At 54.3% G+C, this 15,286-nt stretch carries 16 protein-coding genes; 6 read left to right on the top strand and 10 right to left on the bottom strand.

The genetic code is table 11. The annotated features are described in order from the left end of the window. Positions 1 to 5: 5 nt before the first annotated feature. Together fucP and rbsK are read right to left on the bottom strand one after the other, a co-directional pair. The gene (fucP, locus tag QQZ17_RS13220; protein WP_152400754.1) at positions 6 to 1,319 is read right to left on the bottom strand and encodes an L-fucose:H+ symporter permease; all 1,314 of its coding nucleotides are present in this window, start codon (positions 1,317 to 1,319) and stop codon (positions 6 to 8) included. A 27-nt stretch (positions 1,320 to 1,346) separates the two neighbouring features. Next, positions 1,347 to 2,267, bottom strand: coding sequence for a ribokinase (gene rbsK / locus QQZ17_RS13225; protein ID WP_152400756.1), 921 nt, complete (start codon positions 2,265 to 2,267; stop codon positions 1,347 to 1,349). A 326-nt stretch (positions 2,268 to 2,593) separates the two neighbouring features. Between rbsK and QQZ17_RS13230 the strand changes: the two genes are divergently transcribed. Beyond that, a complete protein-coding gene (locus tag QQZ17_RS13230) occupies positions 2,594 to 3,379 on the top strand; it encodes a DeoR family transcriptional regulator (protein WP_152400758.1) in 786 nt (261 codons plus the stop codon). 1 nt (position 3,380) lies between these two features. Here the strand turns inward: QQZ17_RS13230 and ilvN are convergent, their stop codons facing one another. The 3 genes from ilvN to ivbL form a co-directional block, all read right to left on the bottom strand. After that, positions 3,381 to 3,671 carry an acetolactate synthase small subunit gene (ilvN, locus tag QQZ17_RS13235; RefSeq protein WP_152400761.1) on the bottom strand — a complete coding sequence of 97 codons (291 nt, stop codon included), beginning with the start codon at positions 3,669 to 3,671 and terminating at the stop codon, positions 3,381 to 3,383. A gap of 3 nt (positions 3,672 to 3,674) precedes the next feature. Continuing rightward, entirely contained in the window at positions 3,675 to 5,369 is a 1,695-nt protein-coding gene (gene ilvB / locus QQZ17_RS13240; protein ID WP_152400763.1) for an acetolactate synthase large subunit, read from the bottom strand. Positions 5,370 to 5,476: 107 nt separating this feature from the next. After that, positions 5,477 to 5,575, bottom strand: coding sequence for an ilvB operon leader peptide IvbL (gene ivbL, locus QQZ17_RS13245; RefSeq protein WP_125369117.1), 99 nt, complete (start codon positions 5,573 to 5,575; stop codon positions 5,477 to 5,479). 524 nt (positions 5,576 to 6,099) lie between these two features. Here ivbL and tisB point away from each other — a divergent pair. From tisB to emrD, 3 genes are all read left to right on the top strand, one after another. Then, positions 6,100 to 6,189: a type I toxin-antitoxin system toxin TisB gene (tisB, locus tag QQZ17_RS13250; protein WP_152400764.1), complete on the top strand. Its 90-nt coding sequence runs from the start codon at positions 6,100 to 6,102 to the stop codon at positions 6,187 to 6,189. Positions 6,190 to 6,306: 117 nt separating this feature from the next. Next, positions 6,307 to 7,140, top strand: coding sequence for a DMT family transporter (locus tag QQZ17_RS13255; RefSeq protein ID WP_152400766.1), 834 nt, complete (start codon positions 6,307 to 6,309; stop codon positions 7,138 to 7,140). A 179-nt stretch (positions 7,141 to 7,319) separates the two neighbouring features. Then, positions 7,320 to 8,504, top strand: coding sequence for a multidrug efflux MFS transporter EmrD (gene emrD / locus QQZ17_RS13260; protein ID WP_152400768.1), 1,185 nt, complete (start codon positions 7,320 to 7,322; stop codon positions 8,502 to 8,504). Here emrD and QQZ17_RS13265 read toward each other — a convergent pair. Beyond that, positions 8,431 to 9,480: a cellulase family glycosylhydrolase gene (locus tag QQZ17_RS13265; protein ID WP_152400770.1), complete on the bottom strand. Its 1,050-nt coding sequence runs from the start codon at positions 9,478 to 9,480 to the stop codon at positions 8,431 to 8,433. The genes emrD and QQZ17_RS13265 overlap by 74 nt on opposite strands. A gap of 56 nt (positions 9,481 to 9,536) precedes the next feature. Beyond that, complete coding sequence (gene dsdC / locus QQZ17_RS13270; protein WP_152400772.1) at positions 9,537 to 10,493, bottom strand: DNA-binding transcriptional regulator DsdC; 957 nt, start codon at positions 10,491 to 10,493, stop codon at positions 9,537 to 9,539. A gap of 230 nt (positions 10,494 to 10,723) precedes the next feature. Here dsdC and dsdX point away from each other — a divergent pair, with 230 nt between their 5' ends. Then, a complete protein-coding gene (gene dsdX, locus QQZ17_RS13275; RefSeq protein ID WP_152400774.1) occupies positions 10,724 to 12,061 on the top strand; it encodes a D-serine transporter DsdX in 1,338 nt (445 codons plus the stop codon). A gap of 17 nt (positions 12,062 to 12,078) precedes the next feature. Then, a complete protein-coding gene (gene dsdA / locus QQZ17_RS13280) occupies positions 12,079 to 13,401 on the top strand; it encodes a D-serine ammonia-lyase (protein ID WP_152400776.1) in 1,323 nt (440 codons plus the stop codon). On the opposite strand, the gene QQZ17_RS13285 is transcribed toward dsdA, so the two are convergent. Genes QQZ17_RS13285 through QQZ17_RS13295 form a run of 3 tightly spaced genes read right to left on the bottom strand, consistent with a single transcriptional unit; the run spans position 13,398 to position 15,215 of the window. Next, positions 13,398 to 14,519 carry an anaerobic sulfatase maturase gene (locus QQZ17_RS13285; RefSeq protein WP_187696651.1) on the bottom strand — a complete coding sequence of 374 codons (1,122 nt, stop codon included), beginning with the start codon at positions 14,517 to 14,519 and terminating at the stop codon, positions 13,398 to 13,400. The two genes, dsdA and QQZ17_RS13285, sit on opposite strands and share 4 nt — an antisense overlap. Continuing rightward, complete coding sequence (locus QQZ17_RS13290; protein ID WP_152400780.1) at positions 14,516 to 14,878, bottom strand: DUF202 domain-containing protein; 363 nt, start codon at positions 14,876 to 14,878, stop codon at positions 14,516 to 14,518. Before QQZ17_RS13290 ends, QQZ17_RS13285 begins: the two co-directional genes overlap by 4 nt. Then, a complete protein-coding gene (locus QQZ17_RS13295) occupies positions 14,868 to 15,215 on the bottom strand; it encodes a YidH family protein (protein WP_152400782.1) in 348 nt (115 codons plus the stop codon). The genes QQZ17_RS13290 and QQZ17_RS13295 overlap by 11 nt, the downstream gene beginning before the upstream one ends. Positions 15,216 to 15,286: the final 71 nt, after the last annotated feature.

The following is a 15,286-nucleotide window of genomic DNA, read 5'->3' on the forward strand; positions in this document are numbered from 1 at the left end:
TCTCCTCAGGAAGCGGTCGCTTCAGCCAGGCTGCGCACTTTGCTTTCGCGCCAGAAGTAGATCCCCACGTAAACGAAACACAGCATGGAGACAAGGAACGAGAGTTGCAGCGAGTGGAACATATCCGCCACATAACCCTGAATCGCCGGGACCACGGCGGCGCCAACGATGGCCATCACGATCACCGCGCCCGCCATTTCGGTATGTTCGTTATCCACCGTATCCAGCGTGCCGGCATAAATAGTCGCCCAGCAGGGACCAAACAGAATGCTCACCAGCACTGCGACGTACACGGCGCTAAAGCTCGGCGCCAGCGAAACATAGGCAAGGAACAGCGCGCCGATGACGGAGTAAAGAATCAGCACTTTTTCCGGGTTAAAGCGGGTCATCAGGATGTTGGCGATAAACTTACCGATAAAGAAGCAGGCAAAGCTATAGACCATGAAGTTAGAGGCATCACGCTCGTTGATATCGCCCAACTCCAGCGCCAGACGGATGGTGAATGACCACACGGCCACCTGCATCCCCACATACAGGAACTGCGCCACAATACCGCGGCGGAAACGGGCATTGCTGGCCAGATAGCGCAACGTGTCCATCGCCGACGGGCGTTTATGGTTGGCGGTTTGCGCCACTTTGCAGGTCGGGAAGCGGGTTAACAAAAACAGCACCATCACCACCACCAGAACCATAATCATGTACTTATACGGCTCAAGGGTGTTTTCCAGCATCAGCACTTTAAAGTTATGGATCTGCTCGGCATTCATTCCCGCCATCTGTTTTTCCAGGCTGTCGCCTTCGGAAAAGACCAGATATTTCCCCAGCAAAATGCCGGACGCCGCGCCAATCGGATAAAACGTCTGGCTGATATTCAGGCGTAAGGTGGCATAGGCTTTTGGGCCGATCATCGAACTGTAGGTGTTCGCTGCGGTTTCCAGGAAGCTCAGACCAATCGCAATCGCGAAGATCGCGGCAAGGAACATGGTGTAGGTCGCCATGTGCGAGGCCGGGAAAAAGAGCGTACAGCCGACAATGTACAGCGTCAGGCCGGTTAATATCGCCACTTTATAACTGGTTTTTTTAATCACCAGAGATGCCGGGATCGCAATTAAGAAATAACCGCCATAAAAGGCGCTCTGAACTAATGCTGAGGCAAAGTTACTGAGTGAAAATACACTTTTAAATTGCGTAATCAGAATATCATTTAATGCGGCTGCGCATCCCCATAATGGGAATAAACAGGATAACAAAATAAACTGGAACAGAGGGGTCTTATTCAGATACCCATCGGGCATCTGAATGATGTTTTTATCGTTCATAGTGCTACCTTTTACAGTGCAGAAGTATTATTCGTTTAGGGTAAGAAATTCATTAAATTGTTCGATACTCGGATAAGAGGATTGTGTGCCTTTCCCGGTCACGCTAAACGCAGCGAAAAGGACGGCTTTCTTCATTGCGGCTTCGACATCTCCGCTCTGAACGTAGTAATGGGCAAAGCAACCAATAAAGGCATCGCCTGCGCCACTGGTATCAACAGCATTAACGCGAAACGCCGGAACATGCACTTCCTGATCGCGCGTCATCCAAAGCGCACCTTTTTCACCCATGGTCACAATAATATTGTTTAACCCTTTATCCACCAGGGAACGGGCGGCGGCGCAAATATTGTCATACGACTCCACTGGCATACCGGTTAATATTTCCAGTTCGGTTTCGTTCGGTACAAAGAAATCACATTTACAGGCATAGGACATATCTAATTCACGCAATGCCGGTGCGGGATTTAATAATACTTCGATGCCATGCTTTTTGCCGAACTCAATGGCGTGGTAAACCGTCTCCAGTTGAACTTCCAGTTGCAGAACAATAAGCTGACATTTTTTTAAATCTTCCGCAGCGCGATCGATATCTTCCGGGGAGAGAAACTTGTTCGCCCCTTTAATAATAAGAATGCTGTTACTGGAGTTCGCATTCACAAAAATCGGTGCCACGCCGCTACTGGTGCACGGGACTTTTTCGACATAGGTGGTGTTGATGCCCCAGGATTCGAGATTGCGAATGGTGTTATCCGCAAAGATATCGTCGCCGACTTTGGTCAGCATCAGCACTTTGGAGTTGAGTTTCGCCGCCGCAACGGCCTGATTTGCGCCTTTACCACCGCAGCCGATTTTAAACGCCGGCGCTTCCAGGGTTTCGCCTTCTTTGGGCATCTGGTTGGTATAAGTGATGAGATCCACCATGTTGGAGCCAATAACCGCGATATCCATTTTACACCCTCTAAGAAACAATCACATAACAATGATAATAAAATAACATTATCATGTTACTTTCGTATCATTTGTGACTACGATCGCGATTGGAAGATCATTTCCTTGTTTATTTATTGCCCACCTCATGATTCACTGTTACCTATCAACAGCATCTAAACTGTTACAATTAACTGAAATTAAACCAGTTACAATCAAAAAAACGCGAACAAACGCGCTTTTAATTCCCGCCAGCCAGACGTATAGTAATGCAGCAAGATGATGTTCCGAGAGACACAAAAATGTTACTCATGGAACATTCGCAACATGAATCGCGGAGAAGGTGAATGGAAACCAAACAAAAAGAACGTATTCGACGTCTGATGGAACTATTGAAGAAGACCGACCGCATCCATCTGAAAGACGCCGCACGGATGCTGGAGGTTTCCGTGATGACCATTCGCCGGGATCTCAGCCAGGATGACGAGCCGCTGCCCCTGACGCTGCTCGGCGGCTATATCGTGATGGTCAGCAAACCCACCGCGCCAGCTAACGTCCCCCAGCCAGCCAACAAGACCCATCATCGCGACGATTTACCCGTCGCTATCCTGGCGGCCGGTCTGGTGAGCGAAAACGATCTGATCTTTTTTGATAATGGTCCGGAGATGCCGTTGGTGATCGGTATGATCCCGGACGAGATCGCCTTTACCGGGATCTGCTACTCGCACCAGGTTTTTATCGCGCTCAATGAAAAGCCCAACGCCACGCCGATCCTCTGTGGTGGAACGTATCGGGCGAAGAGCGACGCATTTTACGATGCGAATAACCCATCACCGCTGGATTCCCTGAATCCGCGAAAAGTGTTTATCTCCGCCAGCGGCGTACACGAACACTTCGGCGTCAGTTGGTTTAACCCGGACGACCTCGCCACCAAGCGCAAAGCAATGGAGCGCGGACTGCGTAAAATTTTACTGACGCGTTACGCCCTGTTCGATGAGGTCGCCCCCGCCAGCATTGGTCCGCTTTCCACCTTTGATGTCCTGATATGCGATCGTCCGCTACCGGCAGATTATGCCACCCACTGCCGGAACGGTTCCGTCAAGGTGATCACCCCTGATTCAGACGGCGATTAAGTTACTCAAAGAACACGGCAATTTTGTTGAACATTGTGGGGTCTGACTGATTACGCACCACTCTCACCACATCTTCCAGCTTATCGATTTGGCTAATCATCTGCTCCAGACGCTGATCGTCGTTGACCAGTAGCCAGATACGGCTCTGGTCGCTGCTTTGAATCGGCAGACAGAGGATCCCCTCGACGTTAAATGCACGGCGGGCGAATAGCCCGCAAACGTGGGTCATCACGCCTGGGTGGTTGCGGACGGTGAGTTCCAGAATGACGTTCTCATGTGATTGTTTCTGCATAGTTTATTCCCCCACCATCTCAGTATTTGCCGCGCCTGGCGGTACCATTGGATACACTTTTTCTTCCGCATCAATGCGGACATGGATCAGCGCCGGCCCCGGTCGGCTGATGATCACCTGCAATGCCGCCTGTGGGTCAGCTTCGTTATTCAGATCGCAGGTTTGCAAACCGAATCCGGCAGCAATCTGCATAAAGTTGATTGTCCCCGGATACGTCGCGGCAAAAACGCCCTGCTTATAGAACAGGCTCTGCTGCTGATGCACCAGCCCCAGCGCTTCGTTGTTCATCAGAATGATTTTCACATCCAGCTGATTTTCGCTGGCGGTCGCCATCTCCTGAATGTTCATCATCAGACTGCCGTCGCCGGAGAAACACAGTACTTTCTTATCCGGGTTCGCCAGCGCTGCGCCAATCGCTGCCGGCAGACCAAATCCCATGGTGCCCAGACCGCCAGAAGTCAGCCACTGGCGAGGACGGTTCAGCGGATAGGCCTGCGCTGCCCACATCTGATGCTGGCCCACGTCGGTAGTGATAATCGCGTTATCGTCCACGCAGGCCGCTACCGCGTTGATCAGGCCGTAGTGGCACAGCGGGTCGCTCTCCTGCGGGATAGCGCACGGGAATTCACGTTGCAGATCGCTGACCAACTGGTGCCACTCAGCGCGCGGGTTTGCGTCGATTTGCGGAATCAACTGGGCCAGTACCTCATCCACGTCAGCCTGAATAGCGATATGCGGCTGCTTGATTTTGCCCAGCTCCGCACGGTCGATATCGACATGGATGATTTTGGCATTCGGGCAGAACTGCTCGGTTTTGCCAATCGCCCGGTCATCAAAACGCGCGCCCAGCACCACCAGCAGATCCGCCTCTTGCAGGATGAAGTTAGTGCTGCGCGCACCGTGCATCCCCAACATGCCTAACGACAGCGGATGCGCCTTCGGCAGCATTCCCAGCGCCATCAGCGTCATGGTGGTCGGCAACTGCGCCTTTTCCGCCAGCTCACGCACCCGCTGCGGCGCATTAATCACCCCGCCGCCGAGGTACAGCACCGGACGCTGTGCGGCGTTAATCATCTCGGCCGCTTCACGAATGCTCTCTGCGCTGAATTCCGGCGTCGCCATTTTCTGTGCCGGTTCTGGCATCTCATCAATCTCGAGAACCGCCATCTGGATATCCTTAGGTATGTCTATCCACACCGGGCCAGGACGTCCGGATTGAGCGAGACGAAATGCGTCGCTCATCACCTGCGGGAGTTCATCGATATGTCTGACCAGATAGTTATGTTTAGTGATGGGGATAGAGATGCCGTAGGTGTCCACTTCCTGGAAGGCGTCGGTGCCGATCATTGAGGCCGGAACCTGCCCGGTGATACACACCATGGGGATAGAATCCAGCCGCGCATCGGCGATGGCGGTCACCAGATTGGTTGCGCCCGGCCCGCTACAGGCCATGCACACCGCCGGTTTACCGTCAGTTCGCGCCATACCCTGCGCAATGAACCCCGCACCCTGCTCGTGGCGCGCCAGAATATGGCGGATTTGCGTGCTCTGACTTAAGGCATCATAGACGGGAAGAATCGATCCACCCGGAATGCCAGTGACAATCTTAATGCCCTGACGTTCCAGAAAATGAACGATAAATTCAGCGCCGGTAAAACGCGTACGCTGGGATGTTGATGTTGTGCCCGAACTTGCCATACTCCAGTCCTTTTGTTCTGGGCCGACGCTCCGGGCAGGTCTCTTAAACGAAAAACCCCGCCCGGTTTGCGCCGGCGGGGTTTTGGAATCGTGTGTTGTTCCGGACCCTACGGCGCATTGCCGACGACCACCACCACACGCACGACGACCGCTGCGCAAGATGGCGCAGTTTTTAGTAGGGTCGACGTCAGCATGGAAGAGTTCATTAGGGACCTTGTCTGTTTAATGATTAACAGGATTTATACAAGCACAGCTTTCATAAGCTGACAACGGAAAAATTTTCATCTGCGTAAAAATGCGTCGACGATCACGTTTCACCAGGAAAAAGCGGCCAAAACAAAAAACCCCGCCGGAGCGAGGTTTTTTCAGCGTTATGCGGTTGGTAGTCGCAAAGCACACTGTGTTATGTCAACAGCAAAAGTATACGCGTTCTGCGAAGAACACGCAATTTCGGCACGGATTTTGACGCTTTTGAGTATGGATCAGAAGTTCGGCACTGTCCATAAATACCTGTTCATTTATACAGTGTTTATCTATAATGTCTCAGTACGCAATGTGTTAGGTGGGGCCGCATCGTAAACCGGCGCAACAAAGTCCTGGCTGAAACGGGTGGTGCCGTCAGCGCCTTAACCCCCCCGGTGAGCACACTGTGTTATGTCAACGAAGGTGCTGGTAGCAGGCGGCGGAAAGGTACGTCAGCACCGTGCTCCTTTGCCAAAAGGAGACGCGTATGAGCCTCGTGGATATCGTTATTCTTATCCTGAAACTCATCGTTGCAGCCATGCAACTGCTTGATGCTGTTCTGAAATACCTGAAGTAATTCAGATTCAAGTCGCACCAAAGGGGAGCGGGCAACCGCTCCCCTTTTACATCGACTGATGCTTGCGCGGTGATGATATGTTACATTTTTATGACATTTCCTGGTGACGTCTACGCTATGACCCTTTCCGTTTTCTGCATCTTGCTATTCGCCGCGCTGCTGCACGCCAGCTGGAACGCCATTGTGAAAGCCGGAAACGACAAGCTCTACGCTGCCATCAGCGTCAGCGGTTCCGCCGCCATCATGGCGCTCCTGTGCCTGCCCTTTGCACCACAACCCTCGACCGCCAGCATCCCGTTTTTAGCCGCCTCGACCGCATTACAGGTGGTCTACACCGTGCTGGTCGCCAGAACCTATACCGTCTCCGATATGAGTCAGACCTATCCGCTGATGCGCGGGACGGCGCCGCTACTGGTGGCTATCATTAGCGTACTGTTTCTTGGCGATAGCCTGTCCACGCTGGCCTGGACGGGAATTGCAGTGATCTGCGCCGCCATCCTCGGTATGGCTTTTAACGGTCGGGCCCGTTCGCAGCAGGGCATTGTGCTCGCGCTGATTAACGCCTGTTTTATCGCCGGGTATACGCTGGTCGACGGCACCGGCGTCAGACTGTCGGAAACCGCGCTGGGATACACGCTCTGGACCTTCTTTTTGAACGGCTCCTGCCTGCTGGGATGGGCGATGGTTGCCCGTCGCCGGGAAGCATTGCGCTATCTGACGCAGCACTGGAAAAAGGGAATTTTTGGCGGCATTGCCACAATGGGCTCTTACGGACTGGCGCTCTGGGCGATGACCCTCGCGCCGCTGGCGGTGGTCGCTGCACTGCGTGAAACCTCAATCCTGTTCGGCGCGCTTATCGCCTGGTTGCTGCTGAAAGAACGGGTCGCAGGATTGCGCCTCGTGGCTGCTGGCGGGATTGCGGCAGGCGCGATACTGCTGCGTTTGTCCTAGAACACACTCTCGGCAACATTTGTTGCCGCTTTTTGTTTACATATCCTGCCGTTCAGCCCTTTTCCATTCCCGCCTGCCATCTGGCCTTCTTTTTTTAGTGTGGTAGATTTCACTCGCATTTATGGGAATGCGCAGCACCTTATTCTTATTTTTTCTCTTTTTAAAAAGTATTCAGCGAAATGAAAAGGCAGAGAAACGTCAATTTGTTGTTGATGTTGGTATTACTTGTGGCTGTGGGTCAGATGGCACAAACCATTTATATCCCTGCCATTGCCGACATGGCACGCGAGCTAAACGTTCGCGAAGGGGCCGTGCAAAGCGTGATGGCAGCCTATCTGCTGACCTATGGCGTATCGCAACTGTTTTATGGCCCGCTTTCCGACCGCGTCGGACGCCGTCCGGTGATCCTCGTCGGGATGTCGATTTTTATGCTCGCCACGCTGGTCGCCATTACGACTCATAGCCTGACGGTGCTGATCGCCGCCAGCGCATTGCAGGGGATGGGGACCGGTGTCGGCGGGGTGATGGCGCGAACCTTGCCGCGCGATCTGTACGAAGGCACGCAGCTGCGCCACGCCAACAGCATGCTGAATATGGGCATCCTGGTCAGTCCGCTGCTGGCACCGCTGATTGGCGGGCTGCTGGATACGATATGGAACTGGCGCGCCTGTTACGTCTTCCTGCTCGTGCTCTGTGCGGGGGTCACCTTCAGCATGGCGCGCTGGATGCCGGAAACACGTCCCACTGGCGCACCGCGCACGCGGCTGATGACCAGCTATAAAACCTTGTTTGGTCACAGCGCCTTTAACTGTTATCTGCTGATGCTGATTGGCGGACTGGCCGGTATCGCTGTATTCGAAGCCTGTTCCGGCGTGCTGATGGGCGCGGTGTTAGGACTGAGCAGCATGGTGGTGAGTATCCTGTTTATCCTGCCGATCCCGGCGGCGTTTTTCGGTGCATGGTTTGCCGGTCGCCCGAATAAACGCTTCTCTACGCTGATGTGGCAGTCAGTGGTGAGCTGTCTGCTGGCAGGGCTGATGATGTGGATCCCCGGCTGGTTCGGCGTGATGAACGTCTGGACGCTGCTGATCCCCGCCGCGCTGTTCTTCTTCGGCGCCGGGATGCTGTTCCCGCTGGCGACCAGCGGCGCGATGGAACCCTTTCCGTTCCTCGCCGGTACAGCGGGCGCGCTGGTGGGCGGTCTGCAAAATATTGGTTCCGGCGTACTGGCATGGCTTTCCGCTATGCTGCCGCAGACCGGGCAGGGCAGTCTCGGCCTGCTGATGACGCTTATGGGACTACTGATTTTACTGTGCTGGTTACCGCTGGCGGCGCGTTTTTCACACCAGGGGCAGGCGATTTAATGACCGTATGGCCGGGCGTTTCGCAGTCCGGCGCAATCATCGCCATTAACAGCGGCTCGAGCGCGGGCCGCCACGCGCCTTCCTCCCCATCGTAAAACTGCGTATCGGCGTTGATCGCGTAGGGAATTTTCACCTTCTTCAGCTCACATGCCATGAACGTGGCAAAAGCGAGCTGTGAAGAGGACGGAGGATTCTTGCTGGTTTCTCCCGTGGCCCATCCGCCAACCCAACTGACATGCCCGCTTTTTTGCTGCCAGTGCACAGCAGTGTTGATGCGCGCGCGAATTGCCGCTTTCTCTGCAGCCGTACCCGACGTCCAGGGGTATTTGCCGTTATTTTTCACCGGCCCCCACGGGAAGATATGCCATTGCGCCAGGACATAGCTCTGGCTCTGCGGTGGCAGCCTGAGATTGGGCAGATCTTCCGGTGCGGCACGCAGACGAGGCGCAACAAAAATCATCCGTTGCGGGTCGATGGCGTGGATAGTACGAATGGTTTTGTCATACACCCGGTTCAGGGACGTCAGATTATGATTCAGCTTACCGGCCGGTTCGTAAATCAGATCAAACCCCAGCAGCGGCGCGCTGTGGGCAAAATAGTGCGCCACCGCGACCCACCAATTGATCACCTCTTTTTCATTGCTCGCACTGGGGTCATTTTTATACTCGTCCGCCTGAAAAGCGATAATCGGGATCACGCCGTACTGCTCGCAGGCCTCCACCAGCTTGCGCAGATGAATAAGCCGCGCCTCCGTGGGTTCTCCGCTTACCCGAATACGCACATGAGCGATCCCTTTCGCCTTGAAGTCCCGCACCACCAGCGGGTCGAACTCCCGGATACCTTGTTCAGTGCGCGCCCAGTCGACGTCCATTCCCACACCAAGTTGCTGCGCATAATGTGCCGCCGTCAGCGGCGATTGTGCTGCCCCCAGGGCGAAACTGACAAACACAAAGAGCGAGACAAGTGGTTTAATCACGATGACCCTCAGCAATTTTGCAGGCGCAATATCACGTATTTAGCACGCTTTTTTATTTACCGTGTAGCAGTTTCGCTTCTGGAAAACGACTTCGCCTGCTCATGCAGCCAGTTGATAAAGGCCTCAATTTTCGGCCATTGCCTGCCGGGTAACGTCGTCATGTAGTAATGCTGGTGACAGGTCAGCGCCATCTCACCAAAAGGCGCAACCAGCTCACCGCTCTCCAGTCGCTTTTGTACCAGCCGTCTGCGTCCCATTGCCACGCCGATATGGTTCATGGCAGCAATCACCGCTAAATCTGAACGATCAAAGCCAATTCCCGACGATGTCGGCAGATTCACTGCAAAATGTTGCGCCCAGCTATGCCACTCGTCGGTCCCTGAATCATTGCTCCAGGCCTGACGATCGTGCAACAGCGTACAATGTGGCAGATTCACCAGAGACCCCATTAAATCAAAGCGTTGAGCATAATCCGGACTACAGACGGGAAGAATCGCCTCGTCCATTAAGAAGTGATGCTCCAGTTGGGCCGAAGGCGCATCGTCAAAGTAGAGCGCCAGATCGACCCCGGCGCGCTGCAGGTTCACATTGTCGTTACCCGTTAATATGGTGAGCGAAATCGACGGATAGCGGCGGGTAAAGTCACCCAGCGCAGGCACCAGCCAGCACTGCGCGATAGACGGGCGAGAATAGACGGTCAGCGTCCCGGAAAGCTCCTGATTTTTGATATCGAGGATCTCCTGGTTCAGCGTATCCAGCGACGATTTCAGCGCCCAGAACACCCGCTTACCTTCATGGGTGAGTTCCACTTTGCGGTGCGAGCGCACGAAAAGCTGGATCCCCAACTCCTCTTCCAGTTGGTTAATGCGGTGGCTGATGGCACTGGGGCTCAGCGATAACTCGTCTGCGGCCATCGCAAACGACTGATGCCGGGCCGCTACTTCAAATGTGTACAGTTTGGATAATTGCCAGCCGTTCAGGAGGTGGTTTCTGACTTCGCGAAGGGGTTCCATGAGTACCTCGGTGACTTCAGCTTCAGTCCGGCGAAGTGTAAAAAAAACCGCAGAAAAAATCAGCACAAAGATGAATGAGAGTGAACCATATCGCAAAATTGAGCGAATATTCGATGCAAATCACCTCTTTGATTCAATCTGATTCATGTGAACGAGGATTTATATCGTTTGTCAGCCCACGCCGAATTTTTGTCCAATAGGGGCAGGTAAATCACAGGGCAAGGTGAGATATGCACTCTCAAATCTGGGTTGTGAGCACGCTGCTAATTAGCATTGTGTTAATTGTACTGACCATCGTGAAATTCAAATTCCACCCGTTCCTGGCACTGCTGCTCGCCAGTTTCTTTGTCGGGACCATGATGGGCATGGGCCCGCTGGACATGGTCAATGCCATCGAAAGCGGGATCGGCGGTACGCTCGGCTTCCTCGCCGCGGTCATCGGTCTGGGTACCATTCTCGGTAAAATGATGGAGGTTTCCGGCGCGGCGGAACGCATCGGCTTAACGCTACAGCGCTGCCGCTGGCTCTCCGCTGACGTCATTATGGTGCTGGTGGGGTTGATTTGCGGGATTACGCTGTTCGTTGAAGTTGGCGTGGTGCTGTTGATTCCCCTGGCGTTCTCCATCGCGAAAAAAACCAACACCTCACTGCTGAAACTGGCTATCCCACTGTGTACCGCGCTAATGGCCGTTCACTGCGTCGTGCCGCCGCACCCGGCCGCGCTGTTTGTTGCCAATAAACTGGGTGCGGATATTGGTTCGGTGATCGTCTACGGCCTGCTGGTTGGCCTGATGGCCTCACTGATAGGCGGCCCGCTGTTCCTGAAATTTCTCGGTAATCGCCTGCCGTTCAAACCGGTTCCCGCTGAGTTTGCAGACCTCAAAGTACGCGAGGAGAGTACACTGCCATCGCTGGGTGCAACGCTGTTTACCGTCCTGCTGCCGATTGGTTTGATGCTGGTGAAAACCGTGGCTGAACTGAACATGACCAAAGGCAGCACGCTGTACACCCTGCTGGAATTTATCGGCAACCCGATCACTGCCATGTTTATCGCCGTCTTTGTGGCGTATTACATTCTCGGTCTGCGCCAGCATATTGGCATGAGCGCACTGCTCACCCATACCGAAAACGGTTTTGGTTCCATCGCCAATATTCTGTTGATTATCGGGGCGGGCGGCGCGTTCAACGCCATCCTCAAGAGCAGCGGTCTGGCAGACACGCTGGCGGTGATCCTCTCCAACATGGACATGCACCCGATTCTGCTGGCCTGGCTGGTCGCGCTGATTCTGCACGCGGCGGTCGGTTCTGCCACGGTGGCGATGATGGGCGCCACGGCGATTGTCGCGCCGATGCTGCCGATGTATCCCAACGTCAGTCCGGAGATCATCGCCATTGCCATTGGTTCTGGTGCCATTGGCTGCACGATCGTTACCGACTCCCTCTTCTGGCTGGTTAAGCAGTACTGCGGCGCCACCCTGAATGAGACGTTCAAATACTATACGACCGCGACATTTATCGCCTCGGTTATTGCACTGGCTTGCACATTCCTGCTTTCCTTTATCATCTAAGCGCAAAGAGACGTCCTATGGAAAACATACAAAAACTTATCGCCCAGTACCCTTTGGTGGAGGATCTGGTGGCTCTGCGAGAAACGACCTGGTTCAACCCGGGAACCACCTCTCTGGCGGAAGGTTTACCTTATGTGGGGCTGACGGAACAAGACGTTAAGGATGCCCACGCCCGTCTGGCGCGCTTCGCACCGTATCTGGCCAAAGCCTTCCCGGAAACCGCAGCAACCGGGGGGATCATTGAATCTGAGGTCGTCGCCATTCCGGCCATGCAACAACGTCTGGAAAAACAGTACGGACAGAAAATCAGCGGGGAAATCCTGCTGAAAAAAGACTGCCATTTGCCGATTTCCGGCTCGATTAAAGCGCGCGGCGGCATTTATGAAGTCCTGACGCACGCCGAAAAACTGGCGCGGGAAGCCGGTATGCTGACCCCCGAAGAGGACTACAGCGTTCTGCTTTCTCCGGAATTCAAAGCCTTTTTTAGCCAGTATAGTATCGCTGTGGGTTCAACCGGCAACCTGGGGCTGTCTATCGGTATTATGAGCGCCCGCATTGGCTTTAACGTCACGGTGCATATGTCTGCTGATGCCCGTGCGTGGAAAAAAGCCAAACTGCGCAGCCACGGCGTTACGGTTGTTGAGTACGAAGAAGATTATGGCGTGGCGGTTGAGCAAGGCCGCAAGGCTGCACAGTCCGATCCGAACTGCTTCTTTATCGACGATGAAAACTCCCGCACGCTGTTTTTAGGTTATGCGGTTGCCGGGCAGCGTCTGAAAGCGCAATTCGAACAGCAAGGCCGCGTGGTGGATGCCAATCACCCGCTGTTTGTTTATCTGCCGTGCGGAGTGGGCGGTGGCCCCGGCGGGGTAGCGTTTGGTCTGAAACTGGCATTTGGCGATAACGTGCACTGCTTCTTCGCTGAACCGACCCATTCTCCGTGCATGCTGCTGGGCGTGTATACCGGCTTGCATGATGGCATCGCCGTACAGGAAATCGGTATTGATAACCTGACGGCAGCAGATGGTCTGGCGGTCGGACGTGCATCAGGTTTTGTCGGCAGAGCGATGGAACGTCTGCTCGACGGGTTGTATACCTTAAGCGATCGGTCTATGTACGACATGCTGGGCTGGCTGGCGCAGGAGGAGAACATTCGTCTGGAACCGTCAGCCCTGGCGGGAATGGCCGGGCCTCAGCGCGTCTGCGCATCCGCTGACTATCAGCAGATGCAGGGCATCAGCGCTGAGCAACTCAATAATGCCACGCACCTGGTCTGGGCAACGGGCGGCGGCATGGTGCCAGAAGCAGAAATGGCGCAATACCTGGCGAAAGGGCACTAACGTCCTGTGCGCAGCATCGCCATCAGCTCTGTCGGTGAGCGATGCTGCCTGATCAGATCGCGCATCACGCGCATGTGCGGCGCGGTATAATCGATAAATGCACGGTATCCTGCGCACAGCACGCTTTTCCCACTCTCATCCCGATGTTTTGGACAGTCGCCATGACAAAAGCGCAGCAGCGAGCAGGCCTGACACGCTGCGCTTAACGTGGACCTTTTTAACTCCCCAAAAGCTTTCGCCTGCGAACTGGCATTGAGCGTTTTTAGCGAGGTGTGATGAATGTTACCCAACCGGTATTGCGGATAGACATAATGATCGCATTGATACAAATCACCATTGGCCTCCAGCGCAAAGGCGTGACCGCAGTCCTGACTTAACGTACACATCTGCGACGGATAGCCGCACCATACGCCCAGCATCGAATCAAAGAGCTGGATGTACACGTGACCTATATCTTCCCGCACCCAGATATCGAACACCGCGTTAAGAAATTGACCCCACGCCTGCGGCTCGACCGATTCCGCCGTCAGCCTGCCATGCTCATCCAACTCAACGAGCGGAATAAACTGCAAAAAAGGTGTCTCAAGCTGGCGAAGATAGTGGTACATCCGCTCCGGCTGACCGCTGTTGAGGCGATTCACCACCACCAACAGGTTGAACTCCACACGGTATTCGACCAGTTTTTGCAGCGTATTGACAACGTTGTGATGGGTTGGATTTCCGCGACGGCTGACCCGAAAGGCATCATGTAAATCGGCGGGGCCGTCCAGTGAGAGTCCCACCAGCCAGTTGTTGTCGCGCAAAAAGCGGCACCATGCGTCATTGAGCAAAATACCGTTGGTCTGAAAAGCGTTCTGGATCTGTTTTCCCGCGCCGAACTGCTTTTGCAATTCCACCACGCGATGAAAAAAATCCAGACCGCAGAGCGTCGGCTCCCCACCTTGCCAGGAAAACAGGACATCCTGCCCGGGCTGTGCGGCAATATGCTGCTGAATAAACGTCGATAACGTTGCGTCATCCATAACCGGGTGGACGGGTTTATCAATGTAGAAGCAGTAACGACAATCCAGGTTACAACGTGAACTGGCCGGTTTGGCCATGACCTGACATCCTGTCATGCAAAATTTCCGATAGAGAGGATAAGTTGGCGAACGTGCGTTACAGCAAACAGTATTGCGAGAGATAACACCGCGAGGGAGATCATAAATTTGTCACGAACCGCGCGAGATTGGGAAAAATCAAGAAGCGAGACATCCATCAGATTACGCTTGCGGGTATAGCGCCAGAGAATGAGGCCCACGATGGCCAGTACCACAATCGAGACCCAGAACAGGAATCCCGCCTGATGCCAGTGATGTTTCACCGCCAGCGCCATCAGCGCGCCATAGCCCAGCAGTGTGCGCAACCATGCCAGCGATGTGCGCTCCGGTTGCAGCCCCGGATCGGTCATGCGACGGGCCTTACGGCTATCCGGCATACAGCACCAGCGCCATCACGACGATCGCCACCATTGTCAAAATTAGACTGATAACCAGCAGACTGCGGGTATAAGGTAAATCTTCCTTCAGCCGCATCGCCTTTTCATTGCGTAACCAGCGCAGATAACCGTAAATCGCCAGGCCGCCAGCGAACAGACAAAGCAGCAGCGCCAACAGTTCGCGGATCACCGGCGTGGCGAAGTCCGGTGCCAGTTGGTCAAGCCCGACGCCTGCGGCCAGAAAACCCAGCGCAGTACGAATCCACGCCAGATAGGTACGCTCGTTTGCCAGCGAGAAACGGTAATCCGGTGATTCTCCGAGGCGAGAAAGTTTCATGAATATTCCTTGTCGGGCTGCAGGCAGGTTCCAGAATAGCCTAAATCGAAAAGAACGAGGAGACCGGCATC

Origin of the sequence: Citrobacter sp. T1.2D-1, from assembly GCF_950098555.1 — a bacterium.
Taxonomy (GTDB): Bacteria; Pseudomonadota; Gammaproteobacteria; order Enterobacterales; family Enterobacteriaceae; genus Citrobacter_A; species Citrobacter_A telavivensis.

Bases quoted from the DNA above. Each gene is read 5' to 3' on its own strand.
- fucP (WP_152400754.1), bottom strand. From the start codon at position 1,319: ATGAACGATAAAAACATCATTCAGATGCCCGATGGGTATCTGAATAAG.
- rbsK (WP_152400756.1), bottom strand. From the start codon at position 2,267: ATGGATATCGCGGTTATTGGCTCCAACATGGTGGATCTCATCACTTAT.
- QQZ17_RS13230 (WP_152400758.1), top strand. From the start codon at position 2,594: ATGGAAACCAAACAAAAAGAACGTATTCGACGTCTGATGGAACTATTG.
- ilvN (WP_152400761.1), bottom strand. From the start codon at position 3,671: ATGCAGAAACAATCACATGAGAACGTCATTCTGGAACTCACCGTCCGC.
- ilvB (WP_152400763.1), bottom strand. From the start codon at position 5,369: ATGGCAAGTTCGGGCACAACATCAACATCCCAGCGTACGCGTTTTACC.
- ivbL (WP_125369117.1), bottom strand. From the start codon at position 5,575: ATGAACTCTTCCATGCTGACGTCGACCCTACTAAAAACTGCGCCATCT.
- tisB (WP_152400764.1), top strand. From the start codon at position 6,100: ATGAGCCTCGTGGATATCGTTATTCTTATCCTGAAACTCATCGTTGCA.
- QQZ17_RS13255 (WP_152400766.1), top strand. From the start codon at position 6,307: ATGACCCTTTCCGTTTTCTGCATCTTGCTATTCGCCGCGCTGCTGCAC.
- emrD (WP_152400768.1), top strand. From the start codon at position 7,320: ATGAAAAGGCAGAGAAACGTCAATTTGTTGTTGATGTTGGTATTACTT.
- dsdC (WP_152400772.1), bottom strand. From the start codon at position 10,493: ATGGAACCCCTTCGCGAAGTCAGAAACCACCTCCTGAACGGCTGGCAA.
- dsdX (WP_152400774.1), top strand. From the start codon at position 10,724: ATGCACTCTCAAATCTGGGTTGTGAGCACGCTGCTAATTAGCATTGTG.
- dsdA (WP_152400776.1), top strand. From the start codon at position 12,079: ATGGAAAACATACAAAAACTTATCGCCCAGTACCCTTTGGTGGAGGAT.
- QQZ17_RS13285 (WP_187696651.1), bottom strand. From the start codon at position 14,519: ATGACAGGATGTCAGGTCATGGCCAAACCGGCCAGTTCACGTTGTAAC.
- QQZ17_RS13290 (WP_152400780.1), bottom strand. From the start codon at position 14,878: ATGCCGGATAGCCGTAAGGCCCGTCGCATGACCGATCCGGGGCTGCAA.
- QQZ17_RS13295 (WP_152400782.1), bottom strand. From the start codon at position 15,215: ATGAAACTTTCTCGCCTCGGAGAATCACCGGATTACCGTTTCTCGCTG.